This is a genomic window from Pseudomonas pergaminensis (assembly GCF_024112395.2).
GTDB classification, from domain to species: Bacteria; Pseudomonadota; Gammaproteobacteria; order Pseudomonadales; family Pseudomonadaceae; genus Aquipseudomonas; species Aquipseudomonas pergaminensis.
In genome coordinates, this window is sequence record NZ_CP078013.2 from 4,956,848 (window position 1) to 4,977,521 (window position 20,674).

A 20,674-nucleotide genomic window follows, 5' to 3' on the forward strand; every position below is an offset into this window, starting at 1 on the left:
CGCCAGACCGGTAAAGCGTCTTACCGCACGCTATCAAAATTCTTTGCTGGCATGGATCAAGACTCCACCATCGCCATCGCTTCTTCTACATCCACCGCCACCAGGCGCGAACAACCCGGTTCATGCATCGTGACCCCCATCAGTTGATCCGCCATTTCCATGGCGATCTTATTGTGGGTGATATAGATGAACTGCACGGTCTGGGACATCTCCTTCACCAACCGCGCGTACCGTCCAACGTTAGCGTCATCCAGCGGGGCGTCAACTTCGTCGAGCATGCAGAACGGCGCCGGGTTCAACTTGAAGATCGCAAATACCAGGGCCAATGCGGTCAGGGCTTTCTCGCCGCCGGACAACAAATGGATGGTGCTGTTCTTCTTGCCCGGAGGCCGCGCCATGATCGTCACCCCTGTATCGAGTAGATCTTCGCCCGTCAGTTCCAAGTAAGCGCTGCCACCGCCGAAAACTTTTGGGAATAAGGCCTGTAAACCGCCATTAATCTGATCAAAGGTATCTTTGAAGCGGTTGCGGGTTTCCTTGTCGATCTTGCGGATCACGTTTTCCAGGGTGTCCAGGGCTTCCACCAGATCGGCGTCCTGGGCGTCCAGATAACGTTTACGTTCGGACTGCTGCTGGTATTCGTCAATGGCCGCGAGGTTGATCGCGCCCAGGCGCTGGATACGCGCGGCAATGCGCTCAAGTTCTTCTTCGGCTTCTTTCTCGTTCGCCTGGGCGGTCAGGGTATTGAGCACGCCGTGCAGGTCGTAGCCGTCTTCAAGCAATTGGTCTTGCAGGGTCTTGCGGCGCACGGTCAGGGCTTGCCATTCCATGCGTTGTTGTTCGAGCTGGCCGCGGATCAGCTGGGATTGCTGCTCGGCCTGAGTCCGGCGTTTTTCGGCGTCACGCAGTTCGCGGTCGGCGTCTTCCAGGGCGATCTGCGCGGTCTTGAGTTCTTCGTCGACGGTCATGCGCTTGTCGAGCAACTCTTCGAGCTTGAGGCGCAGCTCTTCCAGCGGCGCTTCGCCCTCCTCCAGGTTGAGGCTCAGCTGCTCGCGCTTTTCGGTCAGGCGTTCAGACTGCATCTCCAGGCGCTCAAGGGCCTGGGCCGTGGACGCGTGCTGGGCCTTGAGCGAACCCAGGCGCACCGCCAACTGGTGGGCGTGATCCTTGTGCTGGCGAGCCTCCTGGCGCACGCGGTCGAGGCGCTCGCGCAGGCTGTCGCGCTGGGCCAGCAGCAGTTCACGCTGCTCGGTGTCCAGCGCCATGCTGTCGAGGGCTTCCTGCAGGTGCAAGCGTGCTTCGCCGATCTGTTCGTGTTCGAGGGCGCGTTGTTCGCCCATCTCGGCGACTTCTTCGTCGAGCCGGGTGCGGCGCAGGGTCAGTTGCTCGACCTTGGCTTTGCTCGCGGAGAGCTGGGCTTTCAATTCGCCTTGCTGGCGCGCTTCGTCCTGCAACAGGCGGCGCAAGTGTTCGCGGCCAGTCTCTTGCTGGCGCTGGGTGGCGCGCAGGGTTTGCAGTTCGGTTTCCAGGCTTTCCAGGGTCGCTTCGCGCTCTTCACGCTCGGCGATCAGGTTGACGATTTCCTGGCCACGGGCCAACACGCCGCTTTCCGCTTCACTGGCGCGGCGTACGCGCAGGAAGTGGCGGCCGACCCAGTAGCCGTCGCGGCTGATCAGGCTTTCGCCGGCCGCCAGTTGGCCGCGTTGGGCCAGGGCCTGCTCCAGGGATTCGACCGGCTTGACCTGGCCCAGCCATGGTGACAGATCAATCGCCGCCTCAACCTTATCCAGCAAACTGCCCGGCACCCGCGTGCCATCGGCGGCCGGGCTGAGCAGACGCAAATCGCCCTGGGCGAAACCGGCCAGGTCGAAACCGCCAAAATCATCCACCAGCACGGCTTGAAGGTCGGCACCCAGGACCGTTTCAACCGCCAACTCCCAACCTGCCTCTACCTTCAAGCCTTCCGCCAAGCGCGGGCGCTCGGCCAGATGCTGGTCACGCAGCCACTCGGCGGTGCCGGTACCGGGGTCCAAGGCGGCTTGCTGCAAGGCTTCGAGAGACGCAAGCCGACCATTGAGCCGCTGCAAATCGCCCTGGACCTGTTGCTGCGCCTGGGTCGCCTGTTGCAGTTGCTGACGCAATTGCTCCAGGCGCTCCACTTGTTGTTCTTCGCTGGCTTCCAGCTCTTCCAGCGTCATTTCGCTTTCGGCCAGTTGCTCGCTCAGCTCCATGATCGCCGCGTCTTCCGGGTCGGCGGCGAGCAACACGCGCTCTTCCTGCAGACGACGCTGGCGCTCGGCCAAACGCTCCATGCTGGTTTCCAACTGCTGGATGCGTGACTGCTGCACTTCGGCCTGCCGGCGTGGCTCGGCGGACTTCAGGTTGAAGGTGTCCCACTGCTCCTGCCAGCTGTGCATGGTGGTTTCGGATTCTTCCAGTGCGGCGGCGGCTTCTTCGGCGGCGGCGCTGGTGATTTCCTGCTCGGGGGTGAGCATGTCGAGTTCTTCACCGAGGGTCAGCAGCAAGGTGCGGTCGTGGCCCAGGTGCGATTCGGTTTCCAGGCGCGCGCGCTCGGCTTCCTTCAAATCATCCTGCAACTGGCGCAGGCGCTGCTGGCCGTGCTGGATGCTCTGCTCCACGCGGGCAATGTCGCCCCCCACCGAGTAGAAGCGGCCCTGCACCAGATTGAAGCGCTCGGACAGGTCATGATGACCGTCACGCAGGCGTTCGATGCTGGCGTCGGCGTTGCGCTGCTCGGCTACCAGGGCTTCAAAGCTGATTTCCTGGGTGCCGATGATCGCTTCACGCTGGCCCACCTGGTCATTCAGCGCCTGCCAGCGCAGGGCCGACAGTTGCGCCTTGAGCTGGCGCTCCTCGCCTTTATATTCCTGATACTTCTCGGCAGCCTGGGCCTGGCGGTGCAGGCGCTCCAACTGGCGCTCCAGCTCTTCGCGCAGGTCGGTCAGGCGGGCGAGGTTCTCGTGGGTGCGGCGGATACGGTTTTCGGTCTCGCGGCGGCGCTCCTTGTACTTGGAGATGCCAGCCGCTTCCTCGATGAAGTTACGCAGGTCTTCGGGCTTGGCTTCGATCAGCTTGGAGATCATGCCCTGCTCGATGATCGAGTAGCTGCGCGGGCCCAGGCCGGTGCCGAGGAAGATATCGGTGATGTCCCGACGGCGACACTTGGTGCCGTTGAGGAAGTAACTGTTCTGGCTGTCGCGGGTCACTTTGCGGCGAATGGAGATTTCCGCGTAGGCCGCGTATTCGCCGATCAAGGTGCCGTCGGAGTTATCGAACACCAGTTCGATGCTCGCCTGGCTCACCGGCTTGCGGCTGGTGGAGCCGTTGAAGATGACGTCGGTCATCGACTCGCCACGCAGGTTCTTGGCCGAGCTCTCGCCCATCACCCAACGGACGGCGTCGATAATGTTCGACTTGCCGCAACCATTGGGCCCGACCACCGCCGCCATGTTACTGGGGAAGTTCACCGTGGTCGGGTCGACGAAGGATTTGAACCCCGCCAGTTTGATGCACTTGAGCCGCACGCTTAGGCGTCCGCCAACGCTGCGATGACCAGCGAGCAGCTGCGCTGGCCGTAAGCCGACAGCACTTGGCGGATCTGCACCAAGTCACGCGCCAGCACGGCGGCGAGCAGCTGTTCGAATAATGCCAGGTACTCGCTCATGGAGGCCTTGCGTTGATCCAGCGCCAGGTAATAGGCGCGGTTCATCGCCGGCTGCAGGTTCTCGACGGTTTCCTGCAAATAAGGGTTATTGGCGAAGGGGTACGCGGCGCGCATCACGTTGAAGCTTTCTTCGACGAAAGCACGGATATCCTGGCGCTCGAAGCTGCTCACCAGGCGCTGCTGGATCTGCAGGAACGGCGCCATGTCGGCCTGCACCTGCCAACCCTGGGCGACCGCATTGCCGAGCAGGATGTACAACTCACCCATCAAGGTGCACAGGCTCTGCACCTTGTGCGCGGTGAGTTCGGTGACGTGGGCGCCCCGGCGCGGCAGGATTGCGATCAGGTGGCGGCGTTCGAGGATCAGCAAGGCTTCGCGCACGGAACCACGGCTGACATTGAGTGCCAGCGTGACCTTTTGCTCCTGGATCCGCTCCCCAGGCTTGAGATCGCCGCGAATGATGCGTTCGGCGAGGTGGTGAGCAATTTGCTCGGCGAGACTGTCCGGCGCCTTGAACGTCATGTTTTCCCTTCAAAATCTTCTATCGGTACAAGCGCGGCAGTGTAGCGCATTGGCCCGCTGATGGCGCTACGCCCACCGTGGCGAATTTGGCATGAAATAAGCAACACGCAAAGCCCATAAGCCGCCAAAAACAACGGTTCCAGAAGACTGGACCATAATTGAATGTGTTGCGATCGCGATTTCTTGACCTTCTGGTCAGAAAATCATTGACCGAAAAGTCAGACATGACTAGATTCGGCGCAAAGCGGTTAACAACAATAATGAGTCTGCGAGGCCTTCCGTGATCCAGTTTTTACTTAACCAGGAACTCCGTAGCGAGCACGCCCTGGACCCCAACCTGACCGTGCTCAACTATTTGCGCGAGCACTTGGGCAAATCCGGCACCAAGGAAGGCTGCGCCAGCGGCGACTGCGGAGCCTGTACGGTGGTGGTCGGCGAGCTGCATACCGATGCTCAAGGCGCCGAGCAGATCCGTTATCGCAGCCTCAACTCGTGCCTGACCTTTGTGTCGTCGTTGCACGGCAAACAACTGATCAGCGTCGAAGACCTCAAGCACCAGGGCCAACTGCACAGCGTGCAACAGGCCATGGTGGAGTGCCACGGGTCGCAATGCGGCTTTTGCACCCCAGGCTTTGTGATGTCGCTGTTCGCCCTGCAAAAGAACAGCGACGCCCCCGACAGCCAGAAAGCCCATGAAGCCCTGGCCGGCAACCTGTGCCGCTGCACCGGTTATCGCCCGATTCTTGCCGCCGCCGAACAGGCCTGCTGCAACAAGCCCCAGGACCAGTTCGACAGCCGCCAGGCCGAGACCATCGCCCGTCTCAAAGCCATCGCGCCGACCCAAACCGGTGAACTCAACAGTGGCGACAAACGCTGCCTGGTGCCGCTGACCGTCGCCGACCTGGCCGACCTCTATGACGCCTACCCGCAAGCCCGCCTGCTGGCGGGCGGCACCGACCTGGCGCTGGAAGTCACCCAGTTCCACCGCACGCTGCCGGTGATGATCTACGTCGGCAACATTGAAGAAATGAAGCGCATCGAAGACTTCGATGACCGCCTGGAAATCGGCGCCGCCGCCGCCCTCTCCGACTGCTACACCGCCTTGCACCACGCCTACCCGGATTTCGGCGAGCTGCTGCACCGCTTCGCTTCCCTGCAGATCCGCAACCAGGGCACCCTGGGCGGCAACATTGGCAACGCCTCGCCGATTGGGGACTCACCGCCGCTGCTGATCGCCCTCGGCGCGCAGATTGTGCTGTGCAAGGGCGAGACACGCCGCACCTTGGCGCTCGAAGACTATTTCATCGATTACCGCGTCACTGCCCGCCAGGACAGCGAGTTCATCGAGAAGATCATCGTGCCAAAAGGCCACACGTTGTTCCGCGCCTACAAAGTCTCCAAGCGCCTGGACGATGATATTTCCGCCGTCTGCGCTGCGTTCAATCTGAAGATCGACAACGGTGTGATCAGCGAGGCCCGCGTGGCGTTCGGCGGCATGGCTGCCACCCCCAAGCGCGCCAAAAGCTGCGAAGCCGCGTTGCTCGGCGCCACCTGGAACAGCGCCACCGTGGAGAAAGCCTGCGCCGCCCTGGCCGAGGATTTCACTCCGCTGTCGGACTTCCGCGCCAGCAAGGAATACCGCCTGCTCAGCGCGCAGAACCTGCTGCGCAAATACTTCATCGAACTGCAAACGCCGCACATCGAGACTCGGGTGACCGCTTATGTCTAACCATCACGCCGTCGTTAAAACCCAGGCCGAACTCGCCGAGCTGTTCGCCCAGGACCTCACCTCCGGGGTCGGTCGCAGCGTCAAGCATGACAGCGCCGCCAAGCACGTATCCGGCGAGGCGCAGTACATCGATGACCGCCTGGAATTCCCCAACCAGTTGCACCTGTATGCGCGCATGTCCGACCGCGCCCACGCCCGCATCATCAGCATCGACACCACGCCCTGCTATGCCTTTGAAGGCGTGCGCATTGTCATCACCCACGAAGACGTGCCGGGGCTGAAAGACATCGGCCCATTGATGCCGGGCGATCCATTGCTGGCGATCGACACCGTGCAGTTTGTCGGCCAGGTCGTACTGGCGGTCGCCGCCCGCGACCTGGAAACCGCACGCAAGGCCGCCATGGCAGCCGTGATCGAATACGAAGACCTGGAACCGGTGCTGGACGTGGTCGAGGCCTTCCGTAAAAAACATTTCGTACTCGACAGCCACACCCACCAGCGCGGCGATTCGGCCGGCGCCTTGGCCACCGCAAAAAACCGCATCCAGGGCACGCTGCATATCGGCGGCCAGGAACACTTTTACCTGGAAACCCAGATTTCCTCGGTAATGCCCACCGAAGACGGCGGCATGATTGTCTACTGCTCCACGCAGAACCCCACCGAAGTGCAGAAGCTGGTGGCCGAAGTGCTGGACGTATCGATGAACAAGATCGTGGTCGACATGCGCCGCATGGGCGGTGGTTTTGGCGGCAAGGAAACCCAGGCGGCCAGCCCCGCATGCCTGTGTGCGGTGGTGGCGCGCCTGACTGGCCAGCCGACCAAGATGCGCCTGCCGCGCGTCGAAGACATGTTGATGACCGGCAAGCGCCACCCCTTCTATATCGAATACGACGTGGGCTTCGACGACACAGGGCGCCTGCACGGGATCAACCTGGAGCTGGCGGGCAACTGCGGCTGTTCGCCGGACCTGTCCAACTCGATTGTCGACCGTGCGATGTTCCACGCTGACAATTCGTATTACCTGGGCGATGCCACGGTCAACGGCCATCGCTGCAAGACCAACACCGCGTCCAACACCGCCTACCGTGGTTTCGGCGGCCCGCAAGGCATGGTTGCCATCGAGGAAGTGATGGACGCCATCGCTCGCCATCTGGCGCTGGACCCACTGGCGGTGCGCAAGGCCAACTATTACGGCAAGACCGAGCGCAACGTCACCCACTACTATCAGACCGTCGAGCACAACATGCTCGAAGAGATGACCGCCGAGCTTGAGGCCAGCAGCCAATACGCCGAACGCCGCGAAGCGATTCGCCTGTACAACGCCCACAGCCCGATCCTGAAAAAAGGCCTGGCATTGACCCCGGTGAAGTTCGGCATTTCGTTTACCGCCAGCTTCCTCAACCAGGCCGGTGCACTGATCCATATCTACACCGACGGCAGCATCCACTTGAACCACGGCGGCACCGAAATGGGCCAGGGCCTGAACACCAAGGTCGCGCAAGTGGTGGCCGAGGTGTTCCAGGTGGACATCGACCGTGTACAGATCACCGCCACCAACACGGACAAGGTGCCCAACACCTCGCCAACGGCGGCCTCCAGCGGTGCCGACCTGAACGGCAAGGCTGCGCAGAACGCCGCCGAAACCATCAAGCAACGCCTGGTGGAATTCGCCGCACGCAAATACGACGTGAGTGAAGCGGATGTGGAATTCCACAACGGCCACGTGCGCGTGCGTGACCAGATCCTCACCTTCGAAGCGTTGATCCAACAGGCGTATTTTGCCCAGGTCTCGCTGTCGAGCACCGGCTTCTACAAGACCCCGAAAATCTTCTATGACCGCAGCCAGTCCCGTGGTCGGCCGTTCTACTACTTCGCGTTCGGGGCGGCCTGCTGCGAAGTGATCGTCGACACCCTCACCGGCGAATACAAGATGCTGCGTACCGACATCCTCCATGACGTGGGCGCCTCGCTGAACCCGGCCATCGACATTGGCCAGGTAGAAGGCGGGTTTATCCAGGGTATGGGCTGGCTGACCATGGAAGAGCTGGTGTGGAACAACAAGGGCAAGCTGATGACCAATGGCCCGGCCAGCTACAAGATCCCGGCCGTGGCCGACATGCCGCTGGACCTGCGGGTGAAGCTGGTGGAAAACCGCAAGAACCCGGAAGACACGGTGTTCCATTCCAAGGCCGTGGGCGAACCGCCGTTCATGCTGGGGATTGCTTCGTGGTGCGCGATCAAGGACGCGGTGGCGAGCCTGGGTGACTATCGCCATCAACCCAAGATCGATGCGCCAGCGACGCCGGAGCGGGTGTTGTGGGGGTGTGAGCAAATGCGGCAGTTGCAAACCACCCCACCCCCTGTAGGCGCTGGCTTGCCAGCGATGACGGCCTGACAGACACCACAAGAGGTGACTATGAACAACTGGATCAGCGCCCTCGCCGACCTGCAAAACCGGGGTGAACCCTGCGTGCTGGTGACCATCATCGAAGAGCTCGGCTCCACGCCGCGCAATGCCGGTTCGAAGATGGTGATCAGCGCCGCTCAGACCTTCGACACCATCGGGGGCGGGCACCTGGAATACAAGGCGATGCAGATCGCCCGCGACATGCTTGTGCGTGGCCAGCAGAACACCCATCTGGAGCGCTTCAGCCTCGGCGCGAGCCTGGGCCAGTGCTGTGGCGGCGTGACGGTGTTGCTGTTCGAGCCCATGGGCCAGGTGCAGGCACAGATCGCGGTGTTTGGCGCCGGCCATGTCGGCCGTGCGCTGGTGCCGTTGCTGGCGAGCCTGCCGTGCCGGGTGCGCTGGATCGATTCCCGTGACCAGGAGTTTCCGGAACATATCCCCCAGGGCGTGCGTAAAATCGTCAGCGAAGAGCCGGTCGACGAAATTGCCGACTTGCCGGTGGGCAGTTACTGCATCGTCATGACCCACAATCACGCGCTGGACCTGGAACTGACTGCCGCCCTGCTCAAACGCAATGACTTCGCCTACTTCGGCCTGATCGGCTCGAAGACCAAACGCGTCAAGTTCGAACACCGCCTGCGTGACCGTGGCTTCGACACCGCTCAGCTGCAACGCATGCGCTGCCCCATGGGCCTCACCGAGGTGAAGGGCAAGTTGCCGGTGGAGATCGCCATCTCCATCGCCGGGGAAATCATCGCCACCTATAACGCCAATTTCGGCCAGCACACCGCCAGCGCCGAACCTATTGCCAAACTGCTGCCGGCTTCACGTCGCAGCCAAGCCATTTGAATTGAGATCACCATGCCTTTGACTCGCAAAGCCTACCGTGCCGCCCTTCTGCACAGCATCGCCGACCCTGCTGAAGTGGGGATAGAAGCCTCCTACGAATATTTCGAAGACGGCCTGCTGGTGATCGAAAACGGTCAGATCAGTGCCCTTGGCCATGCCAGCGATTTGCTGCCAACCCTGCCCGCCGACATCGAAATCACCCACTACCAGGACGCGCTGATCACGCCCGGCCTGATCGACACCCACATCCACCTGCCGCAAACCGGCATGGTCGGCGCCTATGGCGAGCAGTTGCTCGACTGGCTCAACACCTACACCTTCCCGTGCGAAAGCCAGTTCGCCGACAAGGCCCACGCCGAAGAAGTCGCGGATATTTTCATCAAGGAACTGCTGCGCAATGGCACCACCACCGCGCTGGTGTTTGGCAGCGTGCACCCGCAGTCGGTGAATGCGTTCTTTGAAGCCGCCGAGAAACTCGACCTGCGCATGATCGCCGGCAAGGTGATGATGGACCGCAATGCGCCGGACTACCTGACCGACACCGCCGAATCCGGCTACCAGGAAAGCAAGGCGCTGATCGAACGCTGGCACGGCAAGGGTCGCCTGCACTACGCGGTCACGCCACGTTTTGCACCGACCAGCACACCCGAGCAACTGGCGCTGGCCGGGCAACTGCTGGGCGAATACCCCGACCTGTACATGCAAACGCACATCAGCGAGAACAAGCAGGAAGTCGAGTGGGTGAAGGAGCTGTTTCCGGAGCGCAAGGGCTACCTGGATGTGTACGACCACTACAAATTGCTGGGCGAGCGCTCTGTGTTTGCCCATGGCGTGCACCTGTGTGATGACGAGTGCGCACGGTTGGCAGAGACGGGTTCGGCGGTCGCGTTCTGCCCGACCTCGAACTTCTTCCTCGGCAGCGGCTTGTTCAACCTGCCGATGGCCGAGAAGCACAAGCTGAACGTGGGCCTGGGTACTGACGTAGGCGGCGGCACCAGTTTCTCACTGCTGCAAACCCTGAACGAAGCGTACAAGGTCATGCAATTGCAGGGCGCGCGGTTGAGCCCGTTCAAATCGCTGTACCTGGCCACCCTGGGCGGTGCGCGGGCGCTGCGCCTTGAAGACAAGATCGGCACCCTGCAACCGGGTACGGACGCGGACTTCCTGGTGCTGGACTACAACGCCACGCCGCTGCTGAGCTATCGCTTGAAACAGGCGAAGAACATCGCCGAGACGTTGTTTGTGCTGATGACGCTGGGGGATGACCGGACGGTGTTGCAGACGTATGCAGCCGGGCAGCTGGTGCACCAGCGCTAATTTCAGCCACACAACAAAACCAAATGTGGGAGCGGGCTTGCTCGCGAATGCGCAGTGTCAGTCAACAGATGTATTGACTGATCCACCGCATTCGCGAGCAAGCCCGCTCCCACATTTTTGTCCCCGGTGAATCAGGGAAACTACAGCTTTATTGAGGAACGCCCCGGCTTCTTGGTCTGCAACAAATGCGAGAACACCGCATGCAAATCATCCGACGCGCTCTCTTCATCGAGGTTGAGCTTGCTGTCGATATGGTCCATGTGATGCATCATCAGGTTCACCGCCAGCGCCGCGTCCCGTGCTTCGATCGCGTCGATCAACTGGGTGTGCTCATCGTAGGAACAGTGCGAGCGGTTGCCGCTTTCGTACTGGGCGATGATCAATGAAGTCTGGGATACCAGGCTGCGCTGGAAGCTGATGAGCGGGGCGTTCTTCGCCGCTTCGGCCAGCTTGAGGTGGAACTCGCCAGAGAGGCGGATGCCCGCACCACGATCGCCACGGGAGAAGCTGTCGCGCTCATCGTTGACCATCTGGCGCAGTTCGGCCAACTGTTCGGCCGTGGCGTGCTGCACCGCCAATTCAGTGATCGCCCGCTCCACCAGACGCCGCGCGAGGAACACCTGGCGTGCTTCCTCGACACTCGGGCTGGCCACCACCGCACCGCGATTGGGCCGCAGCAGCACCACGCCTTCATGGGCCAGGCGCGACAGGGCACGGCGAATGATGGTGCGGCTCACGCCAAAGATTTCGCCCAGTGCCTCTTCACTCAACTTGGTACCGGGTGCCAGGCGTTGTTCGAGGATCGCCTCGAAGATATGCGCATAGACGATATCGTCCTGGGTTCCGCTGCGACCAGCCTTGCCGGCACGCGGTTGTTTCTTGAGAGGTTGCAACTGTTCGTTCATGGGCACTCGGGTATGGAGAACGGCGGCGAATTAACGGTAATACGGCAACAGCGTGTCGCTGGCAAGTATCACCTAAAATCAGGGCACATTGTACACAACCCAATGCGCCAACACACTGTACGGCTGTTTGCGCCGTCGGCTGTATTGCAATGAGTCGTTACGTTTAAGTTTAGGCTTGAATCCGTGCCGACAACGGCAAACACCCAGGTAAAAGGAACACCTTCCATGAACGACGCCACCCAAGCGCCAATGCGCCCGCTGGCCGACACGTCTGCGTCGGCCGTTGTCGCCGGCTTCATCGCGATGATGACCGGCTACACCAGCTCCCTGGTCCTGATGTTTCAGGCCGGGCAAGCCGCCGGTTTGACCACGGCGCAGATTTCTTCATGGATCTGGGCGATTTCCATCGGCATGGCGGTGTGCAGCATCGGCTTGTCCCTGCGCTATCGCACACCGATCACCATTGCCTGGTCGACGCCGGGCGCGGCACTGCTGATCACCAGCCTGGGCGGTGTGAGTTATGGCGAGGCCATCGGTGCCTACATTACCTGCGCCGTCCTTGTGACAATTTGCGGGTTGACCGGCAGCTTTGAAAAACTGGTCAAGCGCATCCCGGCCTCGCTAGCGGCCGCTTTGCTGGCAGGGATTCTGTTCAAGATCGGCAGCGAGATCTTCGTCGCCGCGCAGCATCGCACCGGGCTGGTACTGGGGATGTTCTTCACGTATCTGGTGATCAAGCGCCTGTCGCCGCGTTATGCGGTGCTGGCGGCATTGGTGATCGGCACCGTATTGTCCGGTTTGATGGGGTTGCTGGACTTCAGTGGTTTTCACCTTGAAGTGGCGACGCCGGTGTGGACCACGCCGCACTTCTCGCTGGCTGCCACCATCAGCATCGGCATCCCGCTGTTCGTCGTGGCGATGACATCCCAGAACATGCCCGGCGTCGCCGTGCTCAGGGCCGACGGTTACAACGTACCCGCCTCGCCGCTGATCACCGCCACCGGCCTGGCCTCATTGGTGCTGTCGCCCTTCGGCTCCCACGGCATCAACCTGGCGGCGATCAGCGCGGCCATCTGCACCGGGCCCCATGCTCATGAAGACCGGAACAAACGCTACACCGCCGCCGTGTGGTGCGGAGTGTTCTACGGGATTGCCGGGGTGTTCGGTGCGACCTTGGCGGCGTTGTTCGCAGCCTTGCCCAAGGAACTGGTGCTGTCGATTGCGGCATTGGCACTGTTTGGCTCGATCATCAATGGCCTGAGCATCGCCATGAATGAGCCGAAGGAACGTGAAGCGGCGCTGATCACCTTTATGGTCACGGCGTCTGGCTTGACGCTGTTTTCCATCGGCTCGGCGTTCTGGGGAATTGTGGCGGGGGTGTTGACGCTGCTGATTCTGAATTGGCGCAAGGCATAAAAAAACGGCGACCTTCAGGTCGCCGTTTTTTTCAGTATCACTTAGCCGCGTTGATCGGCTTTTCCGGATACCACACGTCCAGCAGCGGGCTGACTTCAGCCTTGGTCAGCTCGGAACGGGTTTTCAGCCAGGCTTCAACAGCAGCACGCTGCTCTTCGGAGACCGAGCCGCGCTTCTGCAGGCAAACCAGACCGTAGTCATCGCCGCCGACATAGCCCAGACCGTTGGCTTCCATGGCTTCTTTGATGAATGCTTCGAGGAAAGCGTCGATAGCTTCTTCACTCAGGCCTTCTTTGAAGTCCAGGTTCAGTTCGAAACCCAGCTCTTGAAATTCATCAACGCACAGTTTTTTGCGCAGACGCTGGGAACGGTTAGTCGCCATTGGAACAATCCTCATAAGTAATAACGGGCGGCACTTTAGCAGTTTAAGGCGGCAATTGCCCGACTCTCTGGGACAGGCGGCACAATGGCGCTAAAAAAAACGCGCAATACCAGCTATCGTTCAGCTACAAGTGGATCAACCTTGGGGCATAATGCCGACACTTTCATGACTATTGAGGGATTTTTCTTATTTACCCCTCGCCTTTTTCACCCTCCTCAGCAGTAGGGTTTTACTTCTTATGATCAAATCTTTGCGTTCCGTCTTGCTCGCCGGTCTTCTCCTTCCGCTGGCCTTTTCCACCTCCGCTGCCCCCGTCAACAATACCCTGCCACCGAATGTTCAGCAGGCACTCGCCAAAGCCAAGCTGCAAAACACCGCGCTGTCCCTGGTGATGATTCCCCTGAACGGCCCCGGTACACCGACCGTTTTCAACGCCGATGTCTCAGTGAACCCGGCCTCGACCATGAAGCTGGTCACCACCTATGCGGCCCTGGAAATGCTCGGCCCCAACCACCAGTGGAAAACCGAGTTCTACACCGACGGCACCCTCAGCGCAGGCGTGTTGCACGGCAACCTGTACCTCAAGGGCGGCGGCGACCCCAAGCTGAACATGGAAAAACTCTGGCTGCTGATGCGCGACCTGCGCGCCAACGGTGTACAGCAAGTCACCGGCGACCTGGTGCTGGACCGCAGTTTCTTCAACCAACCGGTGTTGCCGGAATTCAACGACGATGGCAACGACGAGAACAAGCCCTTCCTGGTCAAGCCGGACGCGCTGCTGGTCAACCTCAAGGCGCTGCGTTTCGTCACCCGCAATGACTCCGGCCGGGTGCTGGTGTCGGTCGAGCCGCCGATTGCGAGCATCCGCATCGACAATCAGGTCAAGGTGTCCAACGCCAAGCAGTGCACTGGCGATGTGCGCTATAACCCGGTGACCGCCGCCGATGGCAGCGTGACAGTGACGGTCAGCGGCCAGTTGGCCGATGGCTGCAGCTCGCAGACTTATCTGTCCTTGCTCGATCACGCCACCTACACCGCCGGCGCCGTGCGGGCGATCTGGCAAGAACTGGGCGGTACCATCCAGGGCCGTGACATCCAGGCACCCGTGCCCAAGGATGCCAAGGTGCTGGCCCGGGCGTTCTCACCGGACCTGGCGGAAATCATCCGCGACATCAACAAATACAGTAACAACACCATGGCCCAGCAACTGTTCCTGAGCCTGGGCGCGCAGTTCCGCAACGATGCCGACGGCGATGATGCCAAGGCGGCGCAACGTGTGGTGCGCCAGTGGCTGGCGAAAAAAGGCATTACCGCGCCGCACCTGGTGATGGAAAACGGCTCCGGCCTGTCGCGTGCCGAACGCGTCAGCGCCCGTGAAATGGCGGCCATGCTGCAAGCCGCATGGAAAAGCCCTTACGCCGCCGAATACATCAGCTCGATGCCGATCGCCGGCACCGACGGCACCATGCGCAAACGCCTGAAGACCACTGCCATGCGCGGCGAAGCCCACGTCAAGACCGGCACCTTGAACACCGTACGCGCCATCGCCGGGTTCAGCCGCGACAACAACGGCAATACCTGGGCCGTGGTGGCAATCCTCAACGATCCGAAGCCATGGGGTGCTTCGTCGGTGCTGGATCAGGTGCTGCTGGACTTGTATCGTCAGCCGAAGGCAGTGGCGGCCGCTCCCGTCCTCTGAATCTGTACCCTGTAGGAGCCGGCTTGCCGGCGATGACGTCCGAAAGAGCACCACTGAACATTCGGTCCTCATCGCCGGCAAGCCAGCTCCTACGGGGTTGATCAGGCACGCAGTCTTTCGGCCTCCACTCGGTCCCTGCCCGCCTGCTTGGCCACGTACACCGCCGAGTCAGCGCGCAGCAACAGCCCGTCGACGTCTTCATCTACGCGCCAACTGGCCACGCCAAAGCTGGCGGTGACTACGCCGACCGGCTCCATCGGCGCACTGCGCAGCGACTCCCACAATTCCATCGCCAGGCGGTAGGCCTGATCGCCATCAGTGTGGGGGCACAGCACCATGAATTCCTCACCGCCCAGGCGGCAGAACACATCGGTACGGCGCAGGCGCTGGCTGATGCGTTTGCAGAGCTCCTGCAACACCCCATCGCCCACCGCATGCCCATGCTGGTCGTTGATACGCTTGAAGTGATCGATATCAAGCATGATCACCGACAAAGCCCCCGAGGTGCGGTTGAGCCGCACCATCTCGGCCTTGAGACGATCCTGGAAGTAGCGGCGGTTGTGGATCCCGGTCAGGGCATCGGTGATCGAGAGTGCACGCAGCTCCTCTTCCACCCGCTTGAGATCGGAAATATCCGACACGTAGCCATGCCACAACGTGCCGCCCGCGGGTAACTCTTCCGGCGTCGCCTCGCCACGAATCCAGCGCAGGCCCCGTTGTGGCAACAGCACGCGGTATTCCTCGCGCCAATGGCTCAACTGCAACGCCGACAAGCGAATCGAGGCGCGCACCCGCTCCGCGTCCAGCGGGTGGATACGCTCGAAGACCTTCTTTGCATCCTGCTGCAGCACGCCGGGCTCGATTTCATAGATATCGCGCATGCCGTCGCTGGCGTAGATGAATTTCCAGTTGTCCCGGGGCTCCAGGGTGAACTGGAAGATCCCTCCGGGCACGTGGGCGCTGAGTTTCTTGAGCAGGCGGTCCCGGGCTGCCAGGGCCTCGTAGGCACGCTTTTGTTCGGTGACGTCCAGGTAGATCGCAAGGTGGCCGATCCACAGTCCATGGTCGTCCAGCAACACCGTGGCCAGCATGTTCACGGTCAGTTGGCTGCCGTCCTCGCGAACCAGGGTCCACTCACGGGCTTCGTGCAGGGTGTCAGGGCTTTCAACCAGCATGGCCTGGCTCGCCGGGATGCGCTTGCCCAAGGCCACGCTCAGGCTGGCGGAGCGGGCTTCCAGTTCCGGCGCCAGGTGCAGGCTTTCCAGGGTGTGGGTGCCCACTACCTGCTCGGCCCTGAAACCCAGCATCTGCTCGGCACCGGCGTTGAAGGTGTTGATGACACCGCGCAGGTCGGTGGCGATGATCGCGACCTGGGTCGCGGCATTCAGCACGCTGCGCAATTGGCCATGAGCACCGCGCAATTCCTGCTCGCGCAGACGCAATTGCGCCGTGCGCTGCTCAACCAGTTTCAACGCACGTTGGCGCTGGCTCACGAGCACATAGAGCAAGGCGCTGAGCAACAGGCTGAGCAGGCCACCCATGGTCAGGACCGTGGACAGCGAAGAGTGGTTGGCCTGGTCGAACACCTGGCTTGGGCGCAATTTCAGCGCATACACACGGTCACCCAACGTGAGGCGGCGCGCGCCGACAAGGTCACTGCTGCCCACCTCGTTGCTGGATTCGAAAAGCACGCGATTCTGCAGGTCAGAGGTGTCGACAATCTGCATCACCAGGTTGTCCCGGTCCGGCTTGGGCAAACCATCGGCCACCAACTGGCGCATGCTGATCACCGCCATCACATAACCATAGGGCTCATTCTGGGACTGCTCGGAAGTGGGCTGATGGCTCACCGGCGCGACCAATAGCACCCCGGTGGCATAGGCCGGCTCTACCCCGACCAATTGCATCGGCTGGGAGACCGCGAACTTACCGGTGCTCTGCGCGCGCTCAAGCGCTGAACGCCGCAGCGGCTGGGCCAACAGATCGAAGCCCAGCGGTGCGCCCAGCAGGCTCTGGGTCTGGCTGTACAGCACCGGCACGTATTCATCGCGCTCGGGCGCTGGGGCCAACTCGCCGGCCGAATTCAGCTCACGGATAACAAAGGGAGTGCCGCGCTGTTCGGCCACCGCTTGTTCAAACTGGCTGCGCTGCTCGCGGTACACCCGTGGCGCCCAGGAATAAGCGCGGGCGCGCAACAACAAGGGCTGGGCAAAGCCGTCGAACTCCTCGCGGGACACCTCATCGGAATTGACGAAGAAACGCCGCAAGCTGTTCAGGCGCTGCTCCTGGTCTTCGAAGCGTTCCTGCAGGCGGGTATAACGCTCGTTGACCAACAACTGGAAGCGTTGGCGCACCTGTTGCTGATAGAGGTCGGAGGCTGCCCATGCAACGATTGCCGTCAAGGCAAAACCTGCCAGTAACACCACCAATGCCACCAGCCAAGCCGACGCCTGCTCACTGATAAAGCCTAGGATTTTCGGGCGAACAGCTTGCAACGGCATAGGCAACACTCACAACGCCAGCGTGCGGGGGGTGTCACTTTGGCTAGGCCTTAAGTTATAGCCACGGGCCTTGAATTTGACCAGCGCAAAAAAGCCGCAAGCCCGGAATAATCCAGGCTTGCGGCTCTTTTAGTAGCAGCGATCAGCGCGCGGTGATTTTCCACGCCCGGTGGATCTTCGCATTACGCGCGAAATCCGGGTCGATGGTCTTGTCGCTGATTTCCTCGACCACATAGCGCTCGCTGAGGTTGTCCTCCAGCGCGAACTTGCGGAAGTTGTTCGAGAAGTACAACACGCCGCCCGGCGCCAGGCGCGCCATGGCCAGGTCGAGCAACTGCACGTGGTCGCGCTGCACGTCGAAGATGCCTTCCATGCGCTTGGAGTTGGAGAAGGTCGGCGGGTCAATGAAGATCAGGTCGAACTCACCGCGGCTGGCCTCCAGCCACGCCATCACATCACCCTGCTCCAGACGGTTCTTGTCAGAGAAACCGTTGAGGGAGAAGTTGCGACGCGCCCAGTCCAGGTAAGTCTTGGACAGGTCGACACTGGTGGTGCTGCGCGCACCGCCCTTGGCCGCGTGCACACTGGCGGTGGCGGTGTAGCAATACAGGTTGAGGAAGCGCTTGCCGGCGGCTTCCTTCTGGATGCGCATGCGCATTGGGCGGTGGTCGAGGAACAGGCCGGTGTCCAGGTAGTCGGTGAGGTTGACCAGCAGCTTCACGCCGCCTTCGCTGACTTCGGTGAACTTGCCCTGGGCGCTCTGGCGCTCGTATTGCTTGGTGCCGCTCTGACGCTCGCGACGCTTGACCACCACGCGGCTCTTGTCGATGTTCAGCGCCTGTGGAATGGCGGCCAGCGCATCGAACATGCGCGCGGAGGCTTTTTCCGGGTCGATGGACTTCGGCGCAGCGTACTCCTGCACGTGGACCCAGTCGTGGTACAGGTCGATGGCCATGGAGTATTCCGGCATGTCGGCATCGTACACGCGGTAGCAATCCACGCCTTCGCGCTTGGCCCACTTGCCCAGCAGCTTGAGGTTCTTCTGCAGGCGGTTGGCAAACATCTGCCCGCCTTCGCTCAAGCGCGCCTGCTCGACCACAGGGGCCGGGGCGGGTTTGATCGGGTTGCCGTTCTTGTTGTACTGGCGCTCTTGCGGCTCGGCCGGGGCTTGATCGTAAGCGGCTTGCTCACGCTCGGCCTGGCGCCGTTCGGGGGTACGACGCTCGCCGGTGACGAACTGATCCGGGTTGACCTTGATCAGCAGCAACTTGCACGGCAACGCGCCGTTCCAGAACGAATACTGCTTGTGGCTGCGGATGCCCATGCGCTTGCCCAGGTCCGGCGCGCCGGTAAACACCGCCGCCTCCCAGCCCATGCACGCCTGGCGCAGACGCTCGCCGAGGTTCTGGTAGAGGTACAACAGGCTGGCTTCGTCACCCAGGCGCTCGCCGTACGGCGGGTTGCAGATGACCAGGCCTTTCTGGTTCTGGTCCGGACGCGGCTCGAAGGTGCCGACTTCGCCCTGATACACCTTGATCCAGTGGCTCAGGCCGGCACGTTCGATGTTGTTGCGCGCGGGTTGGATCAGGCGTGGGTCAGCTTCGTAGCCACGGATCCACAGCGGCGGCTTGTTCATGCCAATGGCGGCACGTTCAGCAGCCTCGGCGTGCAGTTTCTTCCACAGCGCCGGGACGTGACCGAGCCAGGTGGTAAAACCCCACAGTTCGCGATTCAGGTTCGGCGCCATGTCGGCGGCGATCATCGCGCCTTCGACCAGGAAGGTGCCCACACCGCACATCGGGTCGCTCAGCGCACCGCCCTCAGCGGCGATACGTGGCCAACCGGAACGGATCAGGATCGCGGCCGCCAGGTTTTCCTTCAACGGTGCCGCGCCCTGCTGCAGGCGATAACCGCGCTGGTGCAGGCTGTGGCCGGACAGGTCGAGGGACAGGATGGCTTCGCCACGGTCCAGGCGCAGGTGAATGCGCAGGTCCGGGTTGATCTTGTCGATGGATGGGCGTTCGCCGGTCGGGGTGCGCAGTTTGTCGACGATTGCGTCCTTGACCTTCAGCGCGCCGAAGTGGGTGTTGTCGATGCCCGAGCCGTGGCCGCTGAACTCAACGGCCAGGCTGCCGTCGGGCACCATGTGGTCTGCCCACTCGATATCCAATACGCCGTGGTAGAGGTCTTCGGCGTCCTTCATCGGGAAACGCTTGAGTACCAACAGCACGCGGTTGGCCAGGCGCGACCAGAGGCACAGGCGGTAGGCGGTTTCCATGTCGGCCATGCCGCGCACGGCCGAGGTGTGCTCGCGGGCTTCCTCAAGGCCAAGCCCGACGGCTTCCTCGATCAGCAGGCCTTCGAGGCCCTTGGGGCAGGTGAGGAAGAGTTCAAAACGGTCCGACATGGGGCATTCCAGGCTTTTCAGCAATAAATGAACGAGCGACGCATCGCCGGTTCGGTTTTCAATCAAGCACTTTTCTTGAAGAGTGCTCGCGTGGCACGAATGTGCCGTCCCACCCCGTCTAATGAGCCCGTGGGCCTTGATTGACGGGGCAGATAAAGAATTTGCAGCAACAAAAAGAAATATCTCGACCCTTCGTCGAATAATAACCGACTGCAACGGGCGGACATTCTCACTAAAGGATTAAACCCATCCTCTTTACAGGGTGCATCATAGCTGGCTTTGCCCAATAAATGGGGCTAAAAGCCATCCCAGCTTATGGCTATAGCATCGTTATCGTTACGTGCTTATGACAAAACGATCATTGAATCCATGTGACCTATTGGTTAGAACTCAACACAGGTTGGCGCCGTAACGACGCCGACACATTGGCTCGCCACGCCGGCAGCGAGCCCACCAACGGCAGAAAAACTCTGCCCGGCCTCGGACGAGGCCGAAGGATATCAAGACAGTCAACAAGTGAGGGAAACACCCTATGAGAAGACTTAAGCGTGATCCGTTGGAAAGAGCATTTTTACGCGGATATCAATATGGCGTTCATGGCAAATCCCGTGAGCTTTGCCCATTTACTCTACCGTCGGTACGCCAAGCCTGGATCAACGGCTGGCGAGAAGGACGCGGCGACAACTGGGACGGTATGACTGGCACTGCGGGCATCCACAGACTCAACGAACTTCACGCCGTCGGCTAATCAAGGGCTTTTAATTCCGACACCACCTTTGAATTTGTAACGACTTACCATGCACGCCCCATCCGGGCGGCGGGCTTCGGCCCAGGGGGCTCCTTTTGAGGAGCCCT

General features: G+C 61.3%; 13 protein-coding genes. 7 read left to right on the forward strand and 6 right to left on the reverse strand.

Translation table 11 applies throughout. The annotated features are described in order from the left end of the window. Positions 1-56: 56 nt before the first annotated feature. Together smc and KUA23_RS22445 are read right to left on the reverse strand one after the other, a co-directional pair. Positions 57-3,545, reverse strand: coding sequence for a chromosome segregation protein SMC (gene smc, locus KUA23_RS22440; RefSeq protein WP_252992866.1), 3,489 nt, complete (start codon positions 3,543-3,545; stop codon positions 57-59). Between the two features lie 2 nt (positions 3,546-3,547). Continuing rightward, positions 3,548-4,207, reverse strand: a complete 660-nt coding sequence (locus KUA23_RS22445; protein WP_099493597.1) for a GntR family transcriptional regulator — start codon at positions 4,205-4,207, stop codon at positions 3,548-3,550. 280 nt (positions 4,208-4,487) lie between these two features. On the opposite strand from KUA23_RS22445, the gene xdhA reads away from it, so the two are divergent. The 4 genes from xdhA to guaD are packed head-to-tail and all read left to right on the forward strand — an operon-like array spanning position 4,488 to position 10,509. Beyond that, the gene (xdhA, locus tag KUA23_RS22450; protein WP_099493598.1) at positions 4,488-5,936 is read left to right on the forward strand and encodes a xanthine dehydrogenase small subunit; all 1,449 of its coding nucleotides are present in this window, start codon (positions 4,488-4,490) and stop codon (positions 5,934-5,936) included. Further along, positions 5,929-8,331 (forward strand): xanthine dehydrogenase molybdopterin binding subunit, encoded by a 2,403-nt coding sequence (xdhB, locus tag KUA23_RS22455; protein ID WP_252992867.1) that lies wholly within the window; start codon positions 5,929-5,931, stop codon positions 8,329-8,331. Before xdhA ends, xdhB begins: the two co-directional genes overlap by 8 nt. Positions 8,332-8,352: 21 nt before the next feature. Then, the gene (gene xdhC / locus KUA23_RS22460; RefSeq protein WP_101272467.1) at positions 8,353-9,192 is read left to right on the forward strand and encodes a xanthine dehydrogenase accessory protein XdhC; all 840 of its coding nucleotides are present in this window, start codon (positions 8,353-8,355) and stop codon (positions 9,190-9,192) included. A 12-nt stretch (positions 9,193-9,204) separates the two neighbouring features. After that, entirely contained in the window at positions 9,205-10,509 is a 1,305-nt protein-coding gene (guaD, locus tag KUA23_RS22465; protein ID WP_099493600.1) for a guanine deaminase, read from the forward strand. 140 nt (positions 10,510-10,649) lie between these two features. Here guaD and KUA23_RS22470 read toward each other — a convergent pair whose 3' ends face one another. After that, on the reverse strand, positions 10,650-11,414 hold the full coding sequence (locus tag KUA23_RS22470) for a GntR family transcriptional regulator (RefSeq protein ID WP_015885332.1): 765 nt from the start codon (positions 11,412-11,414) through the stop codon (positions 10,650-10,652). A gap of 225 nt (positions 11,415-11,639) precedes the next feature. On the opposite strand from KUA23_RS22470, the gene KUA23_RS22475 reads away from it, so the two are divergent. Continuing rightward, positions 11,640-12,830: a benzoate/H(+) symporter BenE family transporter gene (locus tag KUA23_RS22475; RefSeq protein WP_099493601.1), complete on the forward strand. Its 1,191-nt coding sequence runs from the start codon at positions 11,640-11,642 to the stop codon at positions 12,828-12,830. 37 nt (positions 12,831-12,867) lie between these two features. Here the strand turns inward: KUA23_RS22475 and KUA23_RS22480 are convergent, their stop codons facing one another. Then, the gene (locus KUA23_RS22480) at positions 12,868-13,212 is read right to left on the reverse strand and encodes a YggL family protein (protein ID WP_010208515.1); all 345 of its coding nucleotides are present in this window, start codon (positions 13,210-13,212) and stop codon (positions 12,868-12,870) included. Positions 13,213-13,450: 238 nt separating this feature from the next. Here KUA23_RS22480 and dacB point away from each other — a divergent pair, with 238 nt between their 5' ends. Beyond that, positions 13,451-14,911 carry a D-alanyl-D-alanine carboxypeptidase/D-alanyl-D-alanine endopeptidase gene (gene dacB, locus KUA23_RS22485; protein WP_099493602.1) on the forward strand — a complete coding sequence of 487 codons (1,461 nt, stop codon included), beginning with the start codon at positions 13,451-13,453 and terminating at the stop codon, positions 14,909-14,911. Between the two features lie 101 nt (positions 14,912-15,012). Here dacB and KUA23_RS22490 read toward each other — a convergent pair whose 3' ends face one another. Further along, entirely contained in the window at positions 15,013-17,412 is a 2,400-nt protein-coding gene (locus KUA23_RS22490) for a sensor domain-containing diguanylate cyclase (protein ID WP_214497306.1), read from the reverse strand. Between the two features lie 142 nt (positions 17,413-17,554). Then, positions 17,555-19,819, reverse strand: coding sequence for a bifunctional 23S rRNA (guanine(2069)-N(7))-methyltransferase RlmK/23S rRNA (guanine(2445)-N(2))-methyltransferase RlmL (rlmKL, locus tag KUA23_RS22495; protein WP_252992868.1), 2,265 nt, complete (start codon positions 19,817-19,819; stop codon positions 17,555-17,557). Between the two features lie 532 nt (positions 19,820-20,351). Between rlmKL and rmf the strand changes: the two genes are divergently transcribed. Next, positions 20,352-20,567, forward strand: a complete 216-nt coding sequence (gene rmf, locus KUA23_RS22500) for a ribosome modulation factor (RefSeq protein WP_002553055.1) — start codon at positions 20,352-20,354, stop codon at positions 20,565-20,567. The last annotated feature ends 107 nt before the right edge of the window (positions 20,568-20,674 follow it).